Genomic DNA, 22854 nt, shown 5'->3' with positions numbered 1-22854 from the left:
TCAGCCGGTGGCCCGGACGAAGCGCAGGTTCGCGGTGACCGTGGTCCGGCCGCGGATCATGCCCAGCTGGTTCCAGCCCATGCCAAACTGGTCCCGGTCGACGCTGAACTCCGTCTCCAGCGTGAGTCCCGTGGCATCCCCGTCCTTCAGGCGGGCGGTGAGGGACAGCGGCCTGCTGACGCCGCGCACGATGAGCTGACCGACGACGTGCACCTGGTCGCCGTCGCGGAGCTCGGCGCTGCGGGCCACGAAGGTGATCTCGGGGTGGTGGCCGGCGTCGAAGAAGTCGGCGGACCTCAGGTGGGTGTCGCGCTTGGCGTTCTTGGTGTCGAGGGAGGCGACGTCGAAGGTCAGGGTGCCGACGGCGGACCCGTCGGGCCGGACCTCGCCCGAGCCGCCGATCACGCCGAAGGCGCCCTTCACGGTGACCAGGCCCCACATGGTCTTGTGCTGGATGCCCACGGTCGAGGCGGTCGTGTCGAGCTGCCACAGTCCGGTTTCCACGGCGACGGTCATGATCCTTCTCCACTCTTGTCGTTCAAATTTGGATGACTGCACGCTAGCGGCTCGTCCAAAATTGAACAACCCTCTGTTCCAAATTTGGACGACAGGTAGGCTGGGACGCATGGCCGACCACCAGGAGCACCCCGCCGACCTGCCTGAATGCCCGTCCGCCCAAGGAGGCGGACTGCTGCCGGCGGAGCTGCACGCCTGGATGCTGCTGCTCGCCGCGACGGGGGCGGTGGAGCAGCGACTGCGCGCGGTCGTGAAGGAGAAGCTGGACGTCTCGCACGACGAGTTCCTGATCCTGTGCCTGCTCGCGGAGCAGCCCGAGGGCGGCCTGCGCATGACGCGCGTCGCGGAGCTCCTGGGCCGCCCGAAGACCCGCCTCACCTACCAGATCGCCTGCCTCCAGCACGCCGGCCTCGTCACCCGCAGGTCGGTGTGCGGCGACAAGCGCGGCGTCGAGGTCGCCCTCACCGACAAGGCCCGCCGCCTCCTGACCGAGGCCTCCGGCCCGCTCGCCGAGACGGTGACGCGGTCCCTCGACCGCTTCATGGGCCCGGACCAGCGTGAGGCGCTGTCCGCGCTGGTGCCGGACCTCGCCGAGGAGTCCCGCGCGGACTGAGGGAGGCCGGCCCGGCGCCCCGGGCGACGTTCTCTACACCGTCGTAGAATCCGGGAACACGGGCGCGCCGACGAGCGTTGACCCGGAGACACACCACGTATAAGGAGCCACTTGTTGTCCGCCAGACCGACGGACCCTCCAGGGCACAGTCCCCGACCATCCCGCCACGGCATCAGTGATCGCGGCACACGGCGGGGTGGTGTTCTATGAGTGCCGCCGAGGCCCTGCTGGGTCTGCTCGCCGTGTTCGTGCTGACCGCCGGCACCGGCTACTTCGTCGCCCAGGAGTTCGCTTACGTCTCGGCCGACCGGCTCACCCTCGCGCGCGAGGCCGAGGCCGGGGACAGGAAGGCCGCCCGCGCCCTGCGGGTGCTGGAGCGGCTGTCGTTCATGCTGTCGGGCGCGCAGCTCGGCATCACCGTCACCGGACTGGTCGTCGGCTTCATCGCCGAGCCGTCGGTGTCCGCGCTGCTCGAGCCGGCCCTGTCCGGGCTCGGCCTGCCCGACGCGGCGGTGAGCGGCGTCTCCGTGACGCTGGCCTTCGTCCTGGCCACGGTCGTGCAGATGGTGCTGGGCGAGCTGGCCCCGAAGAACCTCGCGATCGCCGTGCCGGAGCGGCTGGCGAAGGCGCTGGCCCCGTCGACGCTGGCGTATCTGAAGGTCGTGGGCCCTGTCGTACGCGTCTTCGACAGCGCTGCGAACAAGCTGCTGCGCAAGGCCGGCATCGAGCCGGTGGAGGAGCTGCATCACGGCGCCACGCTGGAGGAGCTGGGCCATCTGATCGGGGAGTCGCACGAGCGGGGCGCGCTGCCCAAGGACACCGCCGCGCTGCTGGACCACGCGCTGGAGTTCTCCGAGCGCACCCTCGACGAGGTGATGGTGCCGCGCGCCGACGCCGTCTTCGTGCGCAAGGACGCCGGCGCCGACGAGGCGGTCGGCCTGATCGCCGAGCACGGCCACTCCAACTACCCCGTCCTCGGCGACCATCCGGACGACGTCGCGGGCGTGCTGGGGGTGCGCGAGCTGATGGCGCTGCCCGCCGCCCGCCTCGCCGTCGCGAGCGCCGGTGAGGTGGCCCGGCGGCCGTTGCTGCTGCCGGACACGCTCGCGCTGCCGGACGCGGTGAACCGGATGCGGGAGCAGGACGACGAGTTCGCGGTCGTCCTCGACGAGCACGGCGGCGTGGCGGGCATCGTCACGTACGAGGACATCGCCGAGGAGCTGGTGGGCGACATCGCCGACGAGTCCGACAAGGTCACCGTCCTCGCCGTCGCGGACGGCGACGGCTGGCTGGTGGACGCCGGCCGCCGGCTGGACGAGGTGGCGGAGGCCACCGGTGTCGGGCTGCCGGAGGACGACGACTACGACACCGTGGCCGGCCTGGTCGTGGACCGGCTCGGCCGCTTCCCGACGGTCGGCGACCGGGTCACGGTCGAGCTGCCCGGGGGCGGGCGCGCCGTGATCGACGTCCGCACGCTCGACCGGCACGTGGCCGACCGGGTACGGATCAGCCCGCTCGCGGAAGCCGAGGAAGCAGCGGAAGCCGAGGAGATGGCGTGAGTTTCCCGATGGCGGTCTTCGTGACCGTGCTGCTGCTGATCGGCAGCGGCTTCTTCGTGGCGGCCGAGTTCGCGCTGGTCGCCGCCAAACGGCACCGGATGGAGAAGGCGGCGGCCGAGGGGCGGCGCGGCGCCGGGGCGGCCCTGGCCGGTATGCGCGAGCTGTCGCTGATGCTGGCCGGCGCCCAGCTGGGCATCACCGTGTGCACCCTGGGCCTGGGGTCGGTGTCGAAGCCGGCGATCTCGCACGAACTCGACCCGCTGCTGCGCACGCTGGGCCTGCCCACTGCCGTGAGCTATGGCGTGGCGTTCGCCGTGGCGATGGCCGTGGTGGTGTTCCTGCACATGGTGGTCGGTGAAATGGCCCCCAAGTCATGGGCGATCGCCCACCCCGAGCGCTCGGCGATGCTGCTCTCCCCGCCGTTCCGGGCCGTGGTGCGGGCCGTACGACCGCTGATCCGGCTGCTCAACGCGGCGAGCAACGCGCTGGTACGGCTGTGCCGGGTGGCCCCGCGTGACGAGCTGGCCTCGGCGCACGACCGGGAGCAGCTGACGCACCTGGTGGCGGAGTCCGAGCGGCTGGGCCTGATCAGCGCGACCGACTCGGAGCTGCTGACCCGCTCGCTGACCGAGCCGGAGACGCCGGTCGCGGCGCTGCGGATCCCGGCGGCGGAGCTCACCTGGGTCGAGGGCGGCACGGACGTCGAGGCGCTGCTGCGGCTGGCCGCCGGCCTCGACCGCACCCGGCTGCTCGTCCGGGAGAACGGCACCGTCCTCGGCTCGGTCCACGCCCGTGACGCCCTGGTCGCCAGGGCCCGGGGGCGTGCCACGACCGCCCGTGAACTGGCCCGCCCGGTGCCCGAGCTGACGGAGGCCACCACGGTCGCCGACGCGATCGAGGTGCTGCGCCGCCGCCGGTCCTCCCTGGCCGTGGTCCGTGACAGCGCCGGCCGGCTCACCGGCCTGGTCACCCTGGACGACCTGCTGGCCCGGCTGATGCAGCCGGCCGCGGCGGCCTGACGGAGCGGAATCCGAACCTCCAGCCAATCTGCACACCGTTCGCAAGGACACCGGAGGACGGCACGCCGGGCGCCAAGTCCGTGACGGGACATGGGAATTTGGCGCCGAAGTGCCCGCTTCGGGAATCGGGGCGCAATACGCATGCCTGCGACAGGGCGACGGGGTGTGTGAAGAAGTGGGAACGTTTCGTGTGCCCACGGTCATGGCGGTGAAGGCGGTGGCCGAAAAGCGCGCTGCGGCGGCGGGAGTCGGCTGGAACTTTTCTCCCGCCGAGTGCTTTGATCCTGCGCACGGCGGAGCCGTCGGTGCGGAATCTCGGTTCTGGATCCGGCGACCCCCACGCGCGCCGCCATTGCGAGACATTCACGTGAAGGGAAACACCTCCAATGAACCTCACCTCTCGGGTCGACATCGCCGAGCTGTCCGACGCCGACCTGGAGAACATCTCCGGCGGTATGGCGGGCGGTGCCTCCGCGAACCTCGCGGGCGGCCTCTCCACCGGCCTGGTCGGACCCCTGACCGCCGAGCTCTGCGGCAGCCTCCAGGGCACCCTGTCGTCGGAGGGCGGGGCGGCTTCCGGGAGCGCGGGCGTTCACACGACGTCGCTCTGACGGCATCCGCGCGAAGGGCCCCGGGAAACGATTCCCGGGGCCCTTCGCCGTGCCCAGGACTTCTCCTCGCGGTCACAAAATTGAGGAATTCGCGAAGCTCGTGACGGAATTCTGGACAGGACGGGGGTGGGTAACACCGCAGCACGGGATGGCGCAGACTTACACGGGCCCCCCAGACCCGGCGTAAAGCGATAGGACGAACCCGTGAAACCCGACTCGACCCGGACCGAAGAACTGCCGATCTACGAAAGCCTCATACGCGAACGCGGTGACGTCGTCGAAGAGGCTCGCGCGGTCGCCGAAGAGACGCAGCACCAGATGACGCAGGCCCTGAACGGCCACGCACCGGTGCAGCAGGAAGCCGGCGCCCAGCCGTAGGCATCACCCGCGGGCATCGCCCCGCCGCGGAGCCGCGTTCCCCTTGCCGAAGGCCCACGCCATCCCCGGTTCCGTCACACAGCGGAAGACGCGCCGCACGGACGGCGTGCACAGCGCCGTGACGACCACGGCCGCGACCAGGGTGGCGACGACCGCGCCGACGGGCCGGTGGACCCAGGCCGGCTCGTACCAGCCCCAGTGCTTGGCGGCCTGCGCGACGAATCCGTGCAGCAGATAGCCGTACAGCGTGCCCGCGCCCAGCGCGGTGAACCACGTCCGGCGTCCGGGCACCCAGGCGAGGAAGCAGGCGACCAGGACGGCCGAGCAGCCGAAGGCGGCCAGCGTCATCACGGGTCCGTACCAGAACGGTGCGGCCAGTTCCGGGGCGCTGTCGGCGTGGAAGAACCACGCGTAGTTCATCCGCGGCACCGCCCAGTACGCCACGCCCAGCGCACAGACGGCGACCGGCACGGCGAGGATGCGCACCCTGCGCCGTCTCACCAGCCGGAAGTGCTCCGGCCGCAGCAGCAGGCCGAACACGAAGTACGGCAGGAACTGAAGCGTGCGCTGGAGGTCCAGGTCGCGGCCGAGGGACGGGGAGAGCGTCGCCAGCATCGCGACGACGAGGGCCGTCGGCAGCGGCCACCGCACATGCCGCCAGAAAGGCGTCGTCAGCCGCCAGACGAACAGCGCCGCGAGGAACCAGGTCAGATACAGGGGGTCCAGCAGGCTGACCGGACGGTCGGGATCCTGGCTGGTCCACCGGGTGAACAGGGTGTACGCCGTCTCGAACACCACGTACGGCACGGCGACACCGGTGACCAGGCGCTTGAGGCGCCCCGGGCTCCCGTCGAAGGTACGCGAGAAGTAGCCGGAGACGATGATGAACGCCGGCATGTGGAACGCGTAGACGAACATGTACAGGGCGGTGACGGCCCTGCTGCCCGGCCGCAGCGGTTCCCAGGCGTGCCCCACGGCCACCAGCACGATCGCCAGGTACTTGGCGTTGTCGAAGAACGCGTCCCGCTGCCGCGCCGGGCGGGCCGCCGCGCCCCGTTCCCCGCTCCGAGTCGCCCGGGCCGCTTCGGCCGCCGGGCGGGCCGTCGTCACCGTGTCACTCACGGGCCCTCCCGCAGCGACTCGGAGGGGCTGTGCCTCTTCCTGCCGGGGATAAGGGGGTGGCGTCTGCGCAGAACATCGCCCGCACCCTAATCACAGGGCCGTGCCCCGGTTCAACTCGTAACGGGGGTGGATCGCTTCGGTTCATGCCCGGGTATACGTGTCCGGACGGGCGATCGTCTCCCCAGGTCTCCTTCCGCCGTCTCCCTAGGTCTCCTTCCACACCAGCACGGTCAGCACCGCGCTCGCGACCGTGACCGGGACGGCGGCCTGGTTCAGCAGCCGTATCCGCATGCTCCGGCCCGACGGGAGCCGCTTCGTCAGGGGTACGACGGCGAAGGTGCCGCCGCCGGTCCCGACGATCTCGTGGATCGGGTGGTCCGCGCGGTGCTGGTCGCCCTGGTACTCCGACATGCGCGCCTGGACGACCGCGCCCGTCGGCAGCCCGTCGATGTGGAGGCTGACGCTTCCGCTGAAACGGGCCGGGCCACGGGCGAAGACGCTCCCGCCGGTGGCGTGGTCGCCGGTCTCGTCGGCCCACTCCGTGGTGAACTCGACCGAGTCCCAGGCACCGGGTGCGAGCCGATACCCCCCGGGTATACCGAGGTTGACGTACTGGGGCATGGGGTCCTCTCCTTCCCACAGGCCCGCCGGGAGGGCCAGGGCGTCGGTCACGTCACGGCGGAAGTCGGCCATGTCGAATCCGCGCGGGTCGACCTTCCAGTCGCTCCACTCCAGGTGGCCTATCGCGCTCTTGGGGCCCCAGCCGTGCGCGCGGCAGATCGCGGCGGTGGCCTTGACGATGGCGATGTACTGGTCACTCGGCCACGGGTCCTTGCCGTCGCCCTTGTTCTCGCACTCCCAGCCGTAGAAGCGGGCGTTGCCGTCGACCGCGCCCGCCGAGCCGTCGTGCTCGTGCGTCGCGGGCGGGTACGCGCCGTACGACTCGCCGATGACGGCATTGAGCACGTCACCGTCGCCGCCGCCGGCGTGGTTGGCCCGGCCGTTGCCGGTCAGGTGGACGATGCCGTCCTTGGTGATGCATCCGGTGGCGAGCGGACCGGGCAGGGCGCTGTGGCCGTGGAAGATCAGCTCGACGACGTCCGTGCCGGGTCCGGTGACGGTGTGATGGATCATCACCCCGTGCACGGGACCCCACGGACCCTTGTGATTGCGGTTGTTGGTGCGCCATCCGCCGACCTCGTGTACGGCGCAGCCCTCGGCCTTCAGCGCGGCGACGAGCCGGGCGGCGGTGAGCGGGGTGGCCATGAGTCAGTCCTCCGTTCCAGCGCGTGCGTGCCGGTCTGAAGACGGTGCGATCGCATCTGCGGAGCGTGCCCGGCCGGGGAGCGGGTCTGTCTGCGGTGCGTGTCCGGCGGATCGTTTCACCGGAGCTGCCGCGCGGACGTCGCCAGGCTCTCACCATTCTCGCGCCGCTCGCGTCGTCGCTCACCTCGCCGTACGCCACGTCCGCGAATTCGGCGGGATTACGACCCTCGTGACGCGGCCTGGGCGGTCCGCATCACCGCAGCCCCTCGCTCACGGCGTGCTCAGAGGTCACGTGCTCGGGCGTGCACGTGACCCTCGAGGGGAAACTCGGGTGGCGCCGCGGGCAGGAGGGAGGACAGTGCATAGCCGCACTTGCGCGCGACGCGGCACGAGGCCGTGTTGTCCGCCTGGTGCAGCAGTTCCAGGCGGGTCAGGCCGCTGTCGGCGAAGGTGGTGAAGGCCCAGTCCGTCAGCGCCCGAAGGGCCCGGGGAGCAACGCCCCGGCCGCGCGCGTGCGCCGCGGTCCAGTAGCCGACCTCCGCCGACGAGGAACCGGGGGCGACGTCCTTGAGGACGGCGTGCCCCACGACCTCCCCCTCGGTGGTGTGCTCGTGGACCTCCGAGACGGCGAACGCGAATCGGTGCCCTGCCTCCCATCCGCGTTGCTGGTCCCGAACCCACCGTGCCGCACTGGCGCGGTCGTGCACGACCGCGCTCACCCAGCGGCGCAGGGCCTCGTCCCGGTGCAGGTCGACGAGGTCCGCGGCGTCGGCCGGCCTCCAGGGACGCAGGAGGAGAGCAGGGGCCGATGCCGTGGCCGCGGCGGTCAACCGCGTGGTGATCACGTCCATCTGGCGAGCGTACTCATCGTGGCGGGCGGCACCTCGCGGATCTCGCCGCTCGCCTCGGCACCGGCGATCGTGCGGGGGTGCGGGATGTTCACCGCACGAAACCTCCTCCATGGCCGAATCCGGCCCCACTTGACGGCTGCCATACGACGACGGCCGCGACTTTGACGGGACCCGCACGGAGCCGCCGCCACTGCCGTGGGCAAAGGCACCTTTCTCGCACGGCCCCCGGGCACCGCCGGGCATCATGCGGAGATGCCTGATCACCCAGCCCGGCCGCTCGCCGCCGGCGACCGCGCAATGCCCTGACCGCCTTCATCCGCCGGGCGGAGCTGCTGGAGGAATACGCCCACCTCGCCCGGCTCACCCGCCTCCCCCTGTAACGCTTCTCGCGCCCGGGGCCAAGAACAAGTGAAGTGCCCTTGACGGGACTCCGGTGCACCTTTGAGGAGGACCGGGGAGCCTCCGACGAGAAGGAGTCGTTTGTGGATGGCACGGAACGGTTACGGGGCGGGCCCGCCGCGGCGGTACGTGACCCGCGGCTCTTCGAGGAGTTCTACCGGCGCCACGTGGACGCCGTCATGCGTTTCGTGGCCCGGCGCGTCGACGATCCGCACACCGCTGCCGACCTGACGGCGGAGATCTTCCTCGCCGTCCTCGACTCGGCCCACTCCTACCGGCCCCGCCTCGGCAGCGAGACGGCGTGGCTGTACGGCATCGCCCGCAACGTCGTGTCGTCGGAGCGCCGCCGGGTGGCCCGCGAGGCGGAACGCGATCTGCGTTTCTCCGGGCGGCGGTTGCTGGAGGCCGACGACATCGCCCGCATCGAGGACAGACTCGACGCGGAGAGCCCGGGGCGGCGCGCCCTGGCGGCGCTGGCGAGCCTTCCCGAGGGCGAGCAGGCCGTCATGGAGCTGATAGCGGTCGACCAGCTCACGGTCACGGAGGCGGCGGCCGCACTGGGCATCCGCCAGGTCACGGCCCGGGTCCGGCTGCACCGGGCACGCAAGGCGCTGCGCGAGGAGGCGGACGTCAGGGCACCGGAGGCCGATCCCGATCCCGCGGCACCACAGGCCAGGTCCACGAGTCGCGCGGGGGCGGGGACCCCGGATCCGTCGCTGCTGCACGTCGCAAACGGAGGTGCCCGAGCATGAGGGCGACATTCGAAGACCGTCTCCTCGACGAACTGAAGCAGGAGATCCGGCTCCGCGAGAGCGCCGAGACCGGGCCGGCTGACGTCAGGACGGGCGAGCACGAGGCGAAGGCTCGCCTCCGCCGTTTCCCCGCTCCCCGACGGATCGCGGTCCTCGCGGCGGCCTGTGCGGCGGCCTGGCTCGCCGCGGTGGTCGTGCCCGGTTCACCGGGCGACTCGAAGGCGTACGCCGTGGAGCGGGTCGGAGACGGCAGTGTCAAGCTCACCGTGAAGGAGCAGAGCATCAGTGTCGCGGCCCAGCAGGAACTCGCGAGGAAAGTGCGTCCTTGGGGCATTCAGGTGGCCATTGACGTCCTCGCTCCCGGCCATGTCTGCGAGCGCAGCAAAGTCACCCCGCTCCCGGCGATCGACAAGCACGGCAACCGTGTACCCCTCATCCCCTTGCAGGCCGGCTGGGACGTCACCCTGCGCCGGGGCAACGTGCTGGCCTTCGAGAACACCCGGGGTGACTCCCGGCCCCGCGCGGTCGAGTTGTACGCGACCAAGCGCGAGGCCGAACCCTGCGTTCCGGTGAAGGTCTCCCTGTCCGACGCCCGAAGCGGCCCGCGTCGGTGACGTCGCGGCTGGGCTGGCTGGACGCGTTGCGCGGCATCGCGGCACTCGTCGTGGTGTTCGACCACTCGTCGTACACCTTCATGCCGGAGTTCCGGCGGGAGCTGATGCCGGAGTTCAACACCAGCCGCTACGGCATCATGGTGTTCTTCCTGGTGAGCGGCTATATCGTGCCCGCGTCGCTGGAACGCCGGGGGTGCGTCCGGGCGTTCTGGATCGGACGGCTCTTCCGTGTGTACCCCCTGTGGGCGGCCGTCGTCGCGGCGGTCCTCGTCGCCGGCGTCCTGGGCATCGCGGAGATGCCCGACTTCGGCCGGCAGGGCGCCGTGACGGTGGCCGTCGCCCACGTGACCATGCTCCAGGAGTTGCTGGGGACACCCAATCTCCTGCTGGTCCTGTGGACTCTCTCGTACGAGATGGCCTTCTACCTGCTGGTCGTCGCTCTTTTCACGGTCCGCCTGCACCAGCGGTCGGCGGCGGTCGCCGTCACCCTGGCCGTGGCCGCCGCCGTGAGCGTGGCGGCAGGGGTGGTGCTGCCGGTCTCCGCCCTCTCGGCCAGGGTCGGCACCGGCCCGCTGGTCGCCGTCACCTCGATCGCCATGGCGGTCGCCATCTGCTGTGCGAGTGCCACGTCACCCGTGCTGCGGGTGTTCGGGGGCGTGTTGGGCGGTGTGACGGCACTCGTCCTGATTCCGTTCAACGGCACGGTCCCCCTCTGGGAGGGCCTGGTGATCCTCGCCGTGATGTTCCTCGGCACCGCCGTCCACCGTGCCGAGCACGGTCGGAGCACCTGGCGGCGCACGGCCCGCGCAGGTGCCGTCGTGGCCGCCTGCGCGGTGGGCAGCGCGTACTGGCACGGCGACGGTTCCCACTTCACGCGGCGCGGCTGGATCACGGCGTTCCTCCTGGCCGTACTCACCTTCGGAGCGGGACTGGCGTGCCGCCACCGGCGGATCCCCCACCAGCTGACCGGGCTGGGAACGCTCAGCTACTCGGTCTACCTGCTGCATCCGCTCCTGCTGGCCGTGTTCGACCACACGATCGGCCGGCGGCGGCAGGACCATCCCGTCCTCGAAGCGGCTTTCTTCGCCGTACTCCTGCCCTTGTGTCTGCTGACGCACCGCTACGTCGAAGCGCCGAGCCAGGCCTGGGGCCAAAAGCTCGCACGCCTTCCCGGGATCAGCGGAACACCACTCGTTCGCGTGGATCGCTCGGCCGTTCAGCCCAGAAAAACCCCACTTCAGGCGGCTGTGCCGCATCAGCGGGACTAGCTTTCCGCCGAGTTGGACACGCACTGCCGATCGAGGGGCTCATGGCGACACATACCGAACCGGTTGCTCCGGTACCGGCGGCGGAACGCCGCGGCCCGGGCCAGGTGATCGTCTCCTGGCTGACGACGACGGACCACAAGAAGATCGGGCACCTGTACCTGATCACGTCGTTCGTCTTCTTCCTGATCGCCGGGGCGCTGGCGATGGCCATCCGGGCCGAGCTGGCCCGGCCCGGGATCCAGTGGCTGTCCAACGAGCAGTACAACCAGGCGTTCACGATGCACGGCACGATCATGCTGCTGCTGTTCGCGACGCCGACGTTCGCCGGGTTCGCCAACGCGGTCATGCCGTTGCAGATCGGCTCCCCGGACGTGGCCTTCCCCCGGCTGAACATGCTCTCGTACTGGCTGTTCCTCTTCGGTGGCCTGATCGTGCTCGGCAGCCTGCTCACCCCGCAGGGCGCCGCCGACTTCGGCTGGACCGCCTATACCCCGCTCAGCGGCGGGGAGCGCACCCCACAGGTCGGCGGGGACCTGTGGCTCATGGGCCTGGCCCTGTCCGGCTTCGGCACCATCCTCGGCTCCGTCAACTTCATCACCACGATCATCTGCATGCGCGCGCCCGGCATGACCATGTTCCGGATGCCGATCTTCACCTGGAACGTGCTGCTCACCTCGGTGCTGGTGCTGCTGGCGTTCCCGGTGCTGGCCGCCGCGCTGCTGGTGCTGGAGGCCGACCGCCGCTTCGGGTCGCAGGTGTTCAACGCGGAGAACGGCGGCGCGGTCCTCTGGCAGCACCTGTTCTGGTTCTTCGGCCACCCCGAGGTGTACATCCTGGCCCTGCCGTTCTTCGGCGTGATCACCGAGATCATCCCCGTCTTCGCGCGTAAGCCGATCTTCGGTTACACGGGGCTGATCGGCGCCACGCTCGCCATCGCCGGGCTGTCCGTGACGGTGTGGGCGCACCACATGTTCGCCACCGGGGCGGTGCTGCTGCCGTTCTTCTCCTTCATGACGTATCTGATCGCCGTGCCGACGGGGGTGAAGTTCTTCAACTGGATCGGCACGATGTGGAAGGGCTCGCTGTCCTTCGAACCGCCGATGCTGTGGGCGGCCGGGTTCCTGGTCACGTTCCTCTTCGGCGGTCTGACCGGCGTCATCCTCGGCTCGCCGCCCCTGGACTGGCACGTGACCGACTCCTACTTCGTGGTCGCGCACTTCCACTACGTGCTCTTCGGCACGATCGTGTTCGCGATGTTCGGCGGCTTCAGCTTCTGGTGGCCGAAGATGACCGGCACGATGCTGGACGAACGCCTCGAGAAGATCCACTTCTGGACGCTGTTCACCGGCTTCCACACCACGTTCCTGGTGCAGCACTGGCTGGGCGCCGAGGGCATGCCCCGCCGGTACGCCGACTACCTCGCCGCGGACGGCTTCACCTGGCTGAACACCATCTCGTCGATCGGCGCGTTCCTGCTGGGCCTGTCCACGCTGCCGTTCCTGTACAACGTGTGGAAGACCGCCCAGGAGGGCAAGCGGGTCGAGGTCGACGACCCCTGGGGATACGGGCGTTCGCTGGAGTGGGCGACCTCGTGTCCGCCCCCGCGGCACAACTTCGTCACCCTGCCGCGCATCCGCTCCGAATCCCCCGCCTTCGACCTGCACCATCCCGACGTGGCGCAGCTGGACGAGGCGGAGAACACCGGCAAACGCGATGTCGTCGAGCCCGGCGGGCACAAGGGCGAACGGCCGTGAGACCCGGCGGCCACGAAACTCCGTACGGCGATTCGCGGCACGCGCTGGCCGACGAGGCCGAGGGCTACCTCCTCGCACACGCCCATCGCGACCAGGCACGACGCGAAGCGGAGGACCTCTGCGCACGGATGCCGTGGCTGACCACGGCCCAAGCCGAGGAACTCATCGCCCACTACGTCCGCCGGCGCCTCGACGTGACCCGTCAGCTGCTGCGCAGCACCGTCCGGCGGGCCGAGGAACTGCGTCAGGAGTACGAGAGCCGCTACGCCGCCCTCCGGCACACCCTGCTCCGCCGCCACGCCGCCTGCGCCTGCGCCGTCCTGGCCTGCGCGGGCGGGGTGAGCGCCCTGACGGTCCTGCTCACCCGCTGACCAGTTCGTGTTCCGGTTCCGGCCGCGGCGCCGGCACGGCCTTCTGTTCCCACTGACCGGTGGTCCGTACGTAGCCGTAGATCACCGAGGCCATCACCAGGATGAGCAGCGGCCCGGACAGCCAGGGACGTTCGGCCATCTCCATCGGCAGATAGCGATAGGACGCCAAGAGCGCGGCGAAGACGGCCACTCCGTAGGTGACCAGCTGGACTCCCGAGCGGTCCCAGCCGCGTTCGAGCGAGCGCAGGGCGGCCTCGATCGTGACCGTGAACACCACACCGGCCACGAGGTCCACACCGTAGTGGTAGCCGAATCCCAGCGTCGCGGTGAGCGTGGCGATCAGCCAGAACGTGCCCGCGTACCGCAGCACGCGCGGGCCCCTGCGGGAATGGATGAAGATCGCGGTGGCCCAGGCCGTGTGCAGGCTGGGCATGCAGTTGCGGGGGGTGATCTCGTCGAACGGTATCTCGTGCGGAGCGGCGCTGATCGGCGGCGGCAGGTCCGGCCACAGGTTGGCCACCGCCCAGTGCCCGCCGTCGGCGCCGTAGGCGAAGATCGGGCCGACGACCGGGAAGATCATGTAGATGCCCGGCCCGAGGACGCCGATGACCAGGAAGGTGCGCACCAGATGATGGCGCGGGAAGCGGCGCTCGGCCGCCACGTGACGCAGCTGGTACAGCGCGACGACGACGGCGGCCACCGCGAGTTGGGCGTAGACGTAGTCGAGGGCGCGGGCAGCGACCGGGCCGCCGGCCGTGACGATCCGGCCCACCAGCCACGACGGGTTGCCCAGCGCGTGGTCGGCGACCGCCAGGTACGGGTCGAGCACCGTCGGGCGGGTCTTGGAGGTGATGAGCAGCCAGGTGTCACCGGTCTTGCGGCCGGCCAGCAGCAGCAGGCCCAGCCCGGCACCCTTCAGCAACAGGACACGTTCCTGGCCGGTGCGGCGCGTGACGGCGATGACCGCGACGCCCAGAATCACCCAGAACGCGCCGTTGCCGAAGGGATGGCCGTCGGTCAGATCGTCACCGACGGCCCACCGCACCACCAGGAAGACGGCGTCGATGCCGATCGCGGCGCCGAGCGCGACGTACCGTTGCCGCCGGGTCAGCACCACCATCGTCAGCGCCATGCAGGCGTACAGCAGGAAGCCCGACTTGGGAGCGACGATCACCTCTTGCACCTGGCTGGTGATCGGCCCGGGCATCCCGTAGCGGCGCGCGGCGATCTCCAGCGCGATGAGAAACCCGAGGGTCACCAGAGCTGCCGTGGTCCACAGCATCGTGCGCGGCTGGGGCCATGCGGCGAGCGCGATTCGGCGTCTTATCCGCGAGAAAATCCGCGTTGTTATAGGTATCAATTGTTTTAGTCGATTTGTTGGTTGTCATGAGTGTGATCGTCACGCGATCGAACATGCTATCGGAGTGGTGCGTCGCAACCGCTGACTTTCGCCGCCTCGCCTCCGAGCCGTCGCTCGCCGGCGAACTCAGTCGCCCACGCGGGCGCTCTCCGGAGGGTGTCCGCTCCGGAGCATGCGCAGCACAGCCCGTTCGGCGGGTCCGTGCGTGGCCGGGATGCCATACGCACCCTCGTCGCCGAGGTGGGGCAGCGCGGCGGCGACCGTCACGCCCTCCTCGTACAGCTCGATCACCCGCGGGTTGATGTAGGAAGCCCGGCAGACCGCGGGCGTGTTGCCGAGGTACCCGGCCACTTCGCGTGTGGCCCGGGCGATGGCACGGCGCCGGGCGGTCTCGCTGCGCGCCACGGGGTGGGAGACGGCCAGCGCCACGGCGGCCATGACGGTGGCGTGCCAGGTGCGGAAGTCCTTGGCGGTGATCTCCAGGCCGGCGAGTTCCCTGAGGTAGGCGTTGACGTCGTCACCGCTCACGTCGTGCCAGGCACGCCGTTCCCAGTAGGCCAAGAGCCGGTCACCGCCGCCCCGGCGCCGCAGCAACGCGGTGAGGCTGCGGCAGGCGGCGGGGTCCGCGACGGTCTGGATGATCTCCCTGCCGTGTTTGCCGGTGTAGGTGAACAGGACGGCACCCGCGTGGCAACGGGAGTGCTCGCGCAGCAGCGTGGTGAGGCCGTAGCTGCTGTTCTGTTCGGTGTACCGGTCGCTGCCGATACGGAAGAAGCCCAGGTCGAGCAGGCGTACGGCCGTGGCCAGGACGCGCTGCCGGGTCAGCCCCCGATCGCTCAGATGCCCCTCGACGGCCTCGCGCACCGCGGGCAGGGCCTCGGCGACGTCGAGCACGTGCTCGTGCTTGGCCTGCTCCTGCTCGGCACGGAACTGCGGGTGGTACAGGTACTGGCGGCGTCCGGCGGTGTCGGTACCGACGACCTGCAGATGGCCGTTGAGCCGGGCGCAGATCCACACGTCCTTCCAGGCGGGCGGTATGACCAGCCCCCGGATCCTGGCCAGCGCCTCGGGATCGCGGAGTGGCTCCCCGTGGGCGTCCAGGTAACGGAAGCCGCGTCCGTGGCGCAGGCGGCGGTACCCGGGGTCGGTGGGACGGCTGTGGTGAAGACGCATCCCTGCCTCCTCGGGCGGACTCGACCGTGCCGGGACCGGCCACTCCTCCCGTGCGGTGCCGTCCGGTACCCAGCCGGCCGTGCGCTTGTCCCTCGTGGCGCCGGCACTACACGGATGCCCGCCCGTATCGCCCATACGCCGGGCAAGCCACCGTTCGGCGCCGCCTCCGTCGGGCCGGCAGCGGCTGATCGACCGCTCGGGGCGAACCGGGCCCCGCCCGTGGCGGAGCGGGGCCCGCACGCCACGTCGCCCACTTCGGTCCTGTCAGTCCTGCTTTCCGCGCCCGGTGAGCATGTCGCGCAGGCGGTCGACCATGCCCGCACCGGGCGCGAGGAGTTTGTTGGCGGGCGGGGTGTCCGGCGCGGAGGGGTGCGGGCGGGTGGGCGCGTGCTCCTTGGCCGAGCGGACCTCCTCACCGAGCTTCGTCAGGGCATCGGCGGAGCAGACGTCGGCCAGCATCGGGAAGAGCCGGTTCTCCTCGTCGCTGACATGGGCGGTGACGGCGTTCTTCAGCCGCAGGATCAGCGTGTCGAACCGCCCGTCGCCGGGCCGGCAGTCCTCGAGTTCCTTGAGCATGCGCTCGACCTCGCTGTGGTCGGCGATCTCCTTGTCGGCGAGGTCGTCTCCCCCGTCGACGTACCGTCGCACCGCCGGGTACAGATACTCCTCCTCGGCCACCGAGTGCCGGATCAGCTCCATCGTGAGCCGGTCCGCCAGTTCACGTCGCCGCTCGTCGGCCCCGGGCAGCGCCTCGATCTGCGCGAAGAGGTCGTCCACCTCGCGGTGATCCGTGGTCAGTTCCTGGATGACGTTTCCGCCGTGTCCCATGGGTTCTCCACTCCTTGTCGTTCTCTGAGGCCGGGGGGCGCGGCCGGCGCCGTCCAGCACTCCGTCCGGCTCGCCACCCAGCAGGGATACCTGCCACGCCCGAACCGGTGACCTCGTGCGGGTCCGCCACTTCACTCCGGTGGCGGACAGCATCCGGCCGGTACCCACAGACCGCCGCCAAGTGAAAGCGAGCGGACTGGGGGAAGAAGCAGCGGCAACCGAGGGAGGCTGCCGTGGACGACGTATTGGGGCTGGGAGACGTCTTGGCGGAGGCGGAGGATGCCTCGCCGGTGGAGTCCGTCGATGTGGTGGCACGAAACCTGCTGAAGCGATTCGGAGCGACCTGCGTGTCGTTCCTCTTCGTCGACCTGATCGGGGAGGAGCTCGTACGGCTCACCACGGCCGACGGGCCGGACAACGGGCGCCGAGCGACACGTATCGGCCTGCGGGGCAGCGTGCACGAGAAGGTCCTGATGTCCCAGCGTCCGCACGTGGAACCGGACGAGGAGGGCGGCCACCGGGCCATCTCGCCGGTGACCAACCGCGGTGACTGCGTCGGGGTGCTGGAGATGACGTTGCCGCACGCCGACGAAAGGGTGCTGCGTCAAGTCGACGAGGCGGCACACGCGTTGGCGTACATCATCGTCACCGACCGGCGTTTCACCGACCTCTACCACTGGGGCAGACGCACCCCGGCGACCAGTCTGGCCGCCGAGATCCAGCATCAGTTGCTGCCGTCCGCCGCATGCTGCGAAGCCGAACAGTTCGCCGTCGCCGGCGGGCTGGTGCCGGGCGACGACATCAGCGGCGACACCTACGACTACGCCCTGGACCGGGACACCCTGCATCTGTCCATCACCGACGCCATGGGGCACGACACCGAATCCGCGCTGCTGGCCACCCTTCTGCTCGGGGCACTGCGCGGCGCCCGGCGCGCCGGATGCGGCATCGCGGAGCAAGCCCGCCAAGCGCACCAGGCGCTCCTCGACCACGACCGCGGCATGGCCACCGGCCAGCTGCTGCGCATCTGCCTCGACAGCGGCAGCGTGCAACTGGTCAACGCCGGTCACCCGCGGCCGCTGCTCCTGCGCGACGGCACCGTCGAGGAACTCGCCCTCTTCGCCAACCTGCCCTTCGGCGTCACCTCGCCCACCGCCTTCCGGGTCCAGGAGCTGGACCTGCGCCCCGGTGACCGGCTGTTCATGCTCACCGACGGCATGCAGGAACGCGGCGCGGCCGGTGTGGACCTGCCCGCGCTCATCCGCGACACCCGTACCCACCACCCACGCGAGGCTGCCCGGTACCTGGCCACCGCCGTCCGCGACGCCTGCGGAGGCCACCTCGAGGACGACGCCACCGTCCTGTGCCTGGACTGGTACGGCGCGCGGACGGACGCGCCGCGCTGGCGCGCCCCATGACCGGCTTCGAACTCCCTGTCACGGACCACGCTTATGGAGGCTTTATGCGGGCACACGGGTGATGCCCGAAAGGGCACCGAACGGAAGGAGTTGTCGTGTCGTTCCTCTGGGCGATCATCGCCGGGCTCATCATCGGCCTGCTGGCCAAGCTCGTCATTCCCGGACGCCAGCCCATCCCCCTGTGGCTGACGGTCATCATGGGCATCCTCGGTGCCGTCGCCGGCAACGCGCTCGCCACCGCCTTCGGCGTGCGCGACACCGGCGGTATCGACTGGATCCGCCACATCTTCCAGATCGGTATCGCAGCCGTCCTCATCGCGTTCGTCACCCCCATGTGGGCCCGACGGCGCGCATGAGGGTTCATCCGTCTCCCAAGGTTCATCCACCTCACGGGACGACGTGTCAGGCGTGCGCGTAGTGACCTGGAACCCCTGGGGCCGCTTCGGGCCCTGACGGGCAGCGGACCCCAGGGATCCAGGCCCACCGTGCTCGACGACCCGATGCCCGTCACCCCCGGCCGCCGGCCTGAACTCGCGCCCGGACACACCGCAATCCCATCCTCCGGCCCACGTCCTCGTCGACGTGGGCCGCCGTGCGTCCCACGGAGCCCACCCTGCTTGGTCGCACGAGTACGAAGCCGGCCTCGCTCCTTGCCGTGTCAGCGCCGCGTCAGCTCGACAGAAGAGAGTCATGTACGACGCGGGATTACTCGACCGCGGCGATCTCGCGTCCAGAAACTCAGTGGCGGCGCCAAGGAGATGAGATGTTCGCAAGGCTGAGGGAACCTGGATCCGCTCCCATCCGCACAGGAAATCGCGCGACCCCCGATTCCGCCCGGGGCGGGGTCCCCATTCCCGGCTTGAGCCTGGGGGAGACACTCAGCGGGCTGTCCGCGATCCGGCGTAATCAAGTAGCGTTCCTCAGCAAGGCCGTCCAGACCCACGGCGACGTATTCCGGATGCGGTTGCTGGGCAATCCGCTGGTGATGCTGAACCACCCCGATCACGTGCACCGGGTCCTGGTCGAGAACAGGGAGAACTACGACAAGGAGAACTTCCTGTACCGGACCGTCCGGCCCGTACTGCGGAACGGTCTGATCGGCGCGATAGGCGGGGAGTCCTGGCACCGGCAGCGCCGGCTGATGCAGCCGTCCTTCCACCGCCCGAAGATCTCCGCCTTCGCGGACACCATGACCGAGGAGACCTCGGCCATGCTCCGCCGGTGGGGGCAGCGCTACCGTGACGGCGACGTGGCAGCGGTGGTGCCGGACGTCGGCCACGTCGCGCTGCGCATCGTGACCAGGAACCTGTTCGGCGCGGACGTCGGCCCCACGACCGAAGCCATCGAGAACGACTTCACCCATGCCAACAAGATCATGGGGGACTTCTTCCGTTTCCCCTTCCCTCCGTTGCACTGGCCCACTCCGAGTCATCTCCGGCTGCGGAAGCTGATCTCGAACCTGGACAGCTTCGTCGCGGAGATGATCGAGCAGCGCAATACGCGGACGGACGGCAGCCCCACTCTGCTCTCCATCCTCGCCGACGCGGTCGACGAGGAGACCGGCCACCGGATGGACCCGGTGCAACTGCAACAAGAAGTCGTCAACATCATGGTGGGCGGCTATGAGACCACCACCGGCGCGGCGTCCTTCCTGCTCTATCTGCTCGCCAAGCACCCCGATGTGCAGGAGCGGATGCACGACGAGCTGGTCGAGGTGCTGGACGGCCGGGCACCTGACTTCGCGTCGGTGGGCAAACTCAAGTACACGCGCATGGTGGTCGACGAGACACTGCGGCTGCGCGGCCCGGCCTGGCAGACCATGCGCCGGGCCGTGGGCCCGGACGAGGTCGGTGGTTTTGGCATCGCCGCGAACACCGGCATCTACATCAATTTCTACACCCTGCACCGCCACCGGGACTTCTGGACCGATCCGGAACGATTTGATCCGGAGCGGTTCGCGCCGGAGGCCGCGGCCGACCGGCCGAAGAACGCGTACATCCCGTTCGGCGCCGGGCTCCGGGTGTGCATCGGCAAGCACTTCGCGCTGACCGAACTCACCATCATCGCCGCGATGATCTTGCAGCGGTACCGTCTGCGGGTGCCCGAAGGGCACCCGCCGGTCGGCCTGGACCAGCTGGTGACGCTGCGTCCGAAGAACGAGGTGCTCCTGCGGCTGGAGCGCCGATGAGCGCCGGTGCCGACTCCCTGACGAACCTCGCCGACGTCTTCGAGGTCTTCCCGCCCGAGCTCAATCCCCATGCGGACGCCGCTGTCTCGCACCTGGTCCAGTGGACCGAGGAACGTGGCCTGGTCGGCAACGTGGCGGCGAGGAAGCGCTTCGAGCACGCCGATTTCGGCTGGTTCGCCGCCGTCACGTATCCCACCGCGGACGAGCAAGGGCTGTGCCTGGTCGCGGACTGGTTCGCCTGGCTGTTCCTGCTGGACGACCAGCTGGACGACGGTGGTCTCGGCAAGGATCCGGCCAGTACCGGCGAGCTGATGTCCCAGCTCTTCGAGGTCCTCGGCGGGAACGGAGAGGACGTGGCCACGGGCGCACCGGCCCTTGTCACCTCCCTCGCCGATCTCTGGCGGCGCACGAGCGCGGGTCCCGCGTGGCGCGAGCGGTTCGTCCAGCATGTGATCTCCGGGGGGCTCGCGGCCCGCTGGGAGGCCGAGAACAGGGCGCGGGGCACGGTCCCGGACGTCGAGTCGTACGTGGAGAACCGGCGGCACACCGGTGCGATCTACGTCTGCATGGATCTGATCGAGGTGGTCGAGCGCCTCGACCTGCCGGCCCCGGTGTACGAGAGCGAGCCGTTCACCCGGGCGCTGCGGTCCGCCTGCGACGTGGTGTGCTGGACCAACGACCTGTACTCGCTGGACAAGGAGTCCGCACTGGGCGAGTACCACAACCTGGTCACCGTCGTCCAGCACGCCGACGGGCTGAGCGCGGACCGTGCGGCCGACCGGGTCACCGGCCGGATAGCCGGCGAGATCGAGGAGTTCCTGCGGTACGAGGCCGAGGCGCTCCACGCCTGGCCCGGACACCTCGGCCAACTGTCCGCGTACTTCGCCGGCATGCGGTCCTGGATGCGCGGCAACCTGGACTGGTCGGCGAACACCCGGCGCTACCGGGATGCCGCGGCGAACCAGGCGGATCCGGCCGAGTACCTGGAGTCAGCCCTGGTGAAGACGTCCGCCGGCGAGCTGGATGAGGCGCGATGACGACGATTGCGAGCATGACGCCGACGGCATTCGCCGGCGTCGCCCAGGCACGGCAGCTTCTCCCCCCGGTACTGCGTGACTGGGTCGGCCGGCTCGGCGGCGAGCTCAGCCGGATCTGCGGCTACCAGCTCGGCCTGTGCGATGCGCAGGGCAAGCCGGTCCGGGGCGATGCCGGGAAGCTGATCCGTCCGGCGTTCTCCCTCATGTGCTCCGCGGCGGCCGGGGGCGACGTCGCCGACGCCCTGCCCGTCGGCGCGGCGATCGAGTTGCTGCACAACGCGTCGCTCATACACGACGACATCATGGATGGCGACCGCTCGCGCCGGCACCGCCCGACGGCATGGGTCCAGTTCGGCGTGGCTCAGGCGCTGCTCGCCGGTGACGCCCTCATCGCCCTGGGCTTCGAGGTGCTCGCGAGCCGACAGCACCCGGCTGCCCCGTCGTCGGTGGCGGAGCTCGCCCGCACACTGCGCCGGCTGGCTATCGGTCAGCAGAGCGACCTCCGCTTCGAGAGCGAACAGAACATCGGTATCGAGGACTGCCTCGCCATGCTCGACGGCAAGACCGGGGCGTTGCTCGGCTGCGCCTGCCGGCTGGGGGTCAGCCAGGCAGCGGTGCCGCCGGACTGGGCGGACCGGTTCGAGCTCTTCGGCGGCCACCTCGGCGTCGCCTTCCAGCTGGTGGACGACGTCCTGGGAATCTGGGGGGACCCGGCGGTGACCGGCAAGCCTGTCGGATCCGACCTGAGGGCCCGTAAGAAGAGCGCCCCGGTGGTGGCGGCGTTGCTGGCCGGCACGACCGCCTCGAAGCGGCTGGCCCGCTTGTACGCGTCGTCCGACGACCTGTCCGACGACAAGGTCGCCGTGCTGGCCGAACTCGTCGAAGACGCCGGAGGCCGGCGCTGGGCGCTGGCCGAGGCCGACCGCAGGGTTTCCACCGCATGGGAGCTCCTCGACCCGCTCGACCTCGACGCCGCCGGCCGGCGTGGCCTGGCCGAACTCACCGACGCGCTGACCGCCCGCCGGTACTGACCGCGCCTTCGCTTCTCCGGTACCGCCGGGCTTTGCCGGTACCGCCGCGTTTCTCCGGTACCGCCGCGTTTCTCCGGTACCGCCGCGTTTCTCCGGTACCCGGGAAGCGACGGCGTACCGGCTGTCATCACGCTGTCAGCGGGCCCGGCCACAGTGGCGCCATGACAGACGTATCAGAGGGTGCCGACAACCTGGCGGAGGGCCTTCCCCCGCAGTGGGCGGCCGGCGAGCGGGCGGCACCGCCCCTCGTCGGCGACGAGCGCGAGATCCTGACCGGCTTCCTGGAGTGGCACCGGACCACGTTCGAGCTGAAGTGCTCCGGGCTCGCTCCGGAGCGGCTGTCCGACAGGAGCGTGCCGCCGTCGGGGCTGAGCCTGCACGGCCTCGTCCGGCACCTGGCGGAGGCGGAACGCTGGTGGTTCCGCATGACGTCAGCCGACGAGCACGTGCCGTTCCTGTACCACTCCCCCGACGCCGCGGGACAGGACTTCGGCGTCCTCGACGGCGATGTCGAAGAGGCGTTCACGGTGTGGCGGGCGGAGTGCGCACGCGCCCGCGAGATCGTTGCCCGCACGCCGTCACTGGAAGAGACGGCCATCAACAAGTTGACCGGGGAACCGGTCTCGCTGCGCGGGGTCCTGGTTCACATGATCGCCGAGTACGCCCGCCACAACGGGCACACCGACCTGCTCCGCGAGCGCATCGACGGCGCCGTCGGCTATTGAC

23 protein-coding genes are annotated in these 22854 nt (G+C 70.3%); 16 read left to right on the top strand and 7 right to left on the bottom strand.

What is annotated here, in order from left to right; genetic code table 11:
• Positions 1–516 carry a YceI family protein gene (locus QC385_RS12315; protein WP_279541334.1) on the bottom strand — a complete coding sequence of 172 codons (516 nt, stop codon included), beginning with the start codon at positions 514–516 and terminating at the stop codon, positions 1–3.
• Positions 517–625: 109 nt separating this feature from the next.
• Between QC385_RS12315 and QC385_RS12310 the strand changes: the two genes are divergently transcribed.
• The 5 genes from QC385_RS12310 (at position 626) to QC385_RS12290 (ending at position 4696) form a co-directional block, all read left to right on the top strand.
• Entirely contained in the window at positions 626–1129 is a 504-nt protein-coding gene (locus tag QC385_RS12310) for a MarR family winged helix-turn-helix transcriptional regulator (RefSeq protein WP_279541333.1), read from the top strand.
• 206 nt (positions 1130–1335) lie between these two features.
• On the top strand, positions 1336–2688 hold the full coding sequence (locus QC385_RS12305) for a hemolysin family protein (protein ID WP_279541332.1): 1353 nt from the start codon (positions 1336–1338) through the stop codon (positions 2686–2688).
• On the top strand, positions 2685–3707 hold the full coding sequence (locus QC385_RS12300; RefSeq protein ID WP_279541331.1) for a hemolysin family protein: 1023 nt from the start codon (positions 2685–2687) through the stop codon (positions 3705–3707). The genes QC385_RS12305 and QC385_RS12300 overlap by 4 nt, the downstream gene beginning before the upstream one ends.
• Positions 3708–4093: 386 nt before the next feature.
• Positions 4094–4318: a hypothetical protein gene (locus QC385_RS12295; protein ID WP_279541330.1), complete on the top strand. Its 225-nt coding sequence runs from the start codon at positions 4094–4096 to the stop codon at positions 4316–4318.
• Positions 4319–4522: 204 nt separating this feature from the next.
• Complete coding sequence (locus QC385_RS12290; protein ID WP_279541329.1) at positions 4523–4696, top strand: hypothetical protein; 174 nt, start codon at positions 4523–4525, stop codon at positions 4694–4696.
• A 3-nt stretch (positions 4697–4699) separates the two neighbouring features.
• Here the strand turns inward: QC385_RS12290 and QC385_RS12285 are convergent, their stop codons facing one another.
• The 3 genes from QC385_RS12285 to QC385_RS12275 all read right to left on the bottom strand — a co-directional run bounded on the left by QC385_RS12285 (position 4700) and on the right by QC385_RS12275 (position 7935).
• Complete coding sequence (locus QC385_RS12285) at positions 4700–5818, bottom strand: acyltransferase family protein (protein WP_279541328.1); 1119 nt, start codon at positions 5816–5818, stop codon at positions 4700–4702.
• A gap of 204 nt (positions 5819–6022) precedes the next feature.
• Positions 6023–7084 (bottom strand): peptidoglycan recognition protein family protein, encoded by a 1062-nt coding sequence (locus QC385_RS12280; protein WP_279541327.1) that lies wholly within the window; start codon positions 7082–7084, stop codon positions 6023–6025.
• 281 nt (positions 7085–7365) lie between these two features.
• On the bottom strand, positions 7366–7935 hold the full coding sequence (locus tag QC385_RS12275; RefSeq protein ID WP_279541326.1) for a GNAT family N-acetyltransferase: 570 nt from the start codon (positions 7933–7935) through the stop codon (positions 7366–7368).
• Positions 7936–8417: 482 nt separating this feature from the next.
• On the opposite strand from QC385_RS12275, the gene QC385_RS12270 reads away from it, so the two are divergent.
• The 5 genes from QC385_RS12270 to QC385_RS12250 are packed head-to-tail and all read left to right on the top strand — an operon-like array spanning position 8418 to position 13093.
• Positions 8418–9086: an RNA polymerase sigma factor gene (locus tag QC385_RS12270; protein ID WP_279541325.1), complete on the top strand. Its 669-nt coding sequence runs from the start codon at positions 8418–8420 to the stop codon at positions 9084–9086.
• Positions 9083–9700 (top strand): hypothetical protein, encoded by a 618-nt coding sequence (locus QC385_RS12265; RefSeq protein ID WP_279541324.1) that lies wholly within the window; start codon positions 9083–9085, stop codon positions 9698–9700. Before QC385_RS12270 ends, QC385_RS12265 begins: the two co-directional genes overlap by 4 nt.
• Positions 9697–10968: an acyltransferase family protein gene (locus QC385_RS12260; protein WP_279541323.1), complete on the top strand. Its 1272-nt coding sequence runs from the start codon at positions 9697–9699 to the stop codon at positions 10966–10968. The genes QC385_RS12265 and QC385_RS12260 overlap by 4 nt, the downstream gene beginning before the upstream one ends.
• 41 nt (positions 10969–11009) lie before the next feature.
• Positions 11010–12722, top strand: a complete 1713-nt coding sequence (gene ctaD, locus QC385_RS12255) for an aa3-type cytochrome oxidase subunit I (protein ID WP_279541322.1) — start codon at positions 11010–11012, stop codon at positions 12720–12722.
• Positions 12719–13093, top strand: a complete 375-nt coding sequence (locus QC385_RS12250; protein WP_279541321.1) for a hypothetical protein — start codon at positions 12719–12721, stop codon at positions 13091–13093. The genes ctaD and QC385_RS12250 overlap by 4 nt, the downstream gene beginning before the upstream one ends.
• Here QC385_RS12250 and QC385_RS12245 read toward each other — a convergent pair.
• From QC385_RS12245 to QC385_RS12235, 3 genes are all read right to left on the bottom strand, one after another.
• Positions 13083–14375: a phosphatase PAP2 family protein gene (locus tag QC385_RS12245; RefSeq protein ID WP_279541320.1), complete on the bottom strand. Its 1293-nt coding sequence runs from the start codon at positions 14373–14375 to the stop codon at positions 13083–13085. The genes QC385_RS12250 and QC385_RS12245 overlap by 11 nt on opposite strands.
• Positions 14376–14579: 204 nt before the next feature.
• Entirely contained in the window at positions 14580–15626 is a 1047-nt protein-coding gene (locus tag QC385_RS12240) for a DNA topoisomerase IB (RefSeq protein WP_279541319.1), read from the bottom strand.
• Between the two features lie 264 nt (positions 15627–15890).
• Positions 15891–16454 (bottom strand): hemerythrin domain-containing protein, encoded by a 564-nt coding sequence (locus tag QC385_RS12235; RefSeq protein ID WP_279541318.1) that lies wholly within the window; start codon positions 16452–16454, stop codon positions 15891–15893.
• Positions 16455–16687: 233 nt separating this feature from the next.
• Here QC385_RS12235 and QC385_RS12230 point away from each other — a divergent pair, with 233 nt between their 5' ends.
• From QC385_RS12230 to QC385_RS12205, 6 genes are all read left to right on the top strand, one after another.
• Complete coding sequence (locus QC385_RS12230; RefSeq protein WP_279541317.1) at positions 16688–17872, top strand: PP2C family protein-serine/threonine phosphatase; 1185 nt, start codon at positions 16688–16690, stop codon at positions 17870–17872.
• A gap of 95 nt (positions 17873–17967) precedes the next feature.
• Positions 17968–18228, top strand: coding sequence for a GlsB/YeaQ/YmgE family stress response membrane protein (locus tag QC385_RS12225; RefSeq protein ID WP_086843141.1), 261 nt, complete (start codon positions 17968–17970; stop codon positions 18226–18228).
• 503 nt (positions 18229–18731) lie between these two features.
• A complete protein-coding gene (locus tag QC385_RS12220) occupies positions 18732–20060 on the top strand; it encodes a cytochrome P450 (protein WP_279541316.1) in 1329 nt (442 codons plus the stop codon).
• Positions 20057–21097 (top strand): terpene synthase family protein, encoded by a 1041-nt coding sequence (locus QC385_RS12215; protein ID WP_279541315.1) that lies wholly within the window; start codon positions 20057–20059, stop codon positions 21095–21097. Before QC385_RS12220 ends, QC385_RS12215 begins: the two co-directional genes overlap by 4 nt.
• A 14-nt stretch (positions 21098–21111) precedes the next feature.
• Entirely contained in the window at positions 21112–22128 is a 1017-nt protein-coding gene (locus QC385_RS12210) for a polyprenyl synthetase family protein (RefSeq protein WP_279541314.1), read from the top strand.
• A 161-nt stretch (positions 22129–22289) separates the two neighbouring features.
• Positions 22290–22853 (top strand): DinB family protein, encoded by a 564-nt coding sequence (locus tag QC385_RS12205; protein WP_279541313.1) that lies wholly within the window; start codon positions 22290–22292, stop codon positions 22851–22853.
• Position 22854: the final 1 nt, after the last annotated feature.

It is taken from the genome of Streptomyces sp. DH10, from assembly GCF_029813805.1.
Taxonomy (GTDB): domain Bacteria; phylum Actinomycetota; class Actinomycetes; order Streptomycetales; family Streptomycetaceae; genus Streptomyces; species Streptomyces coeruleofuscus.
This window is presented reverse-complemented; position numbering and strand designations above follow the sequence as displayed.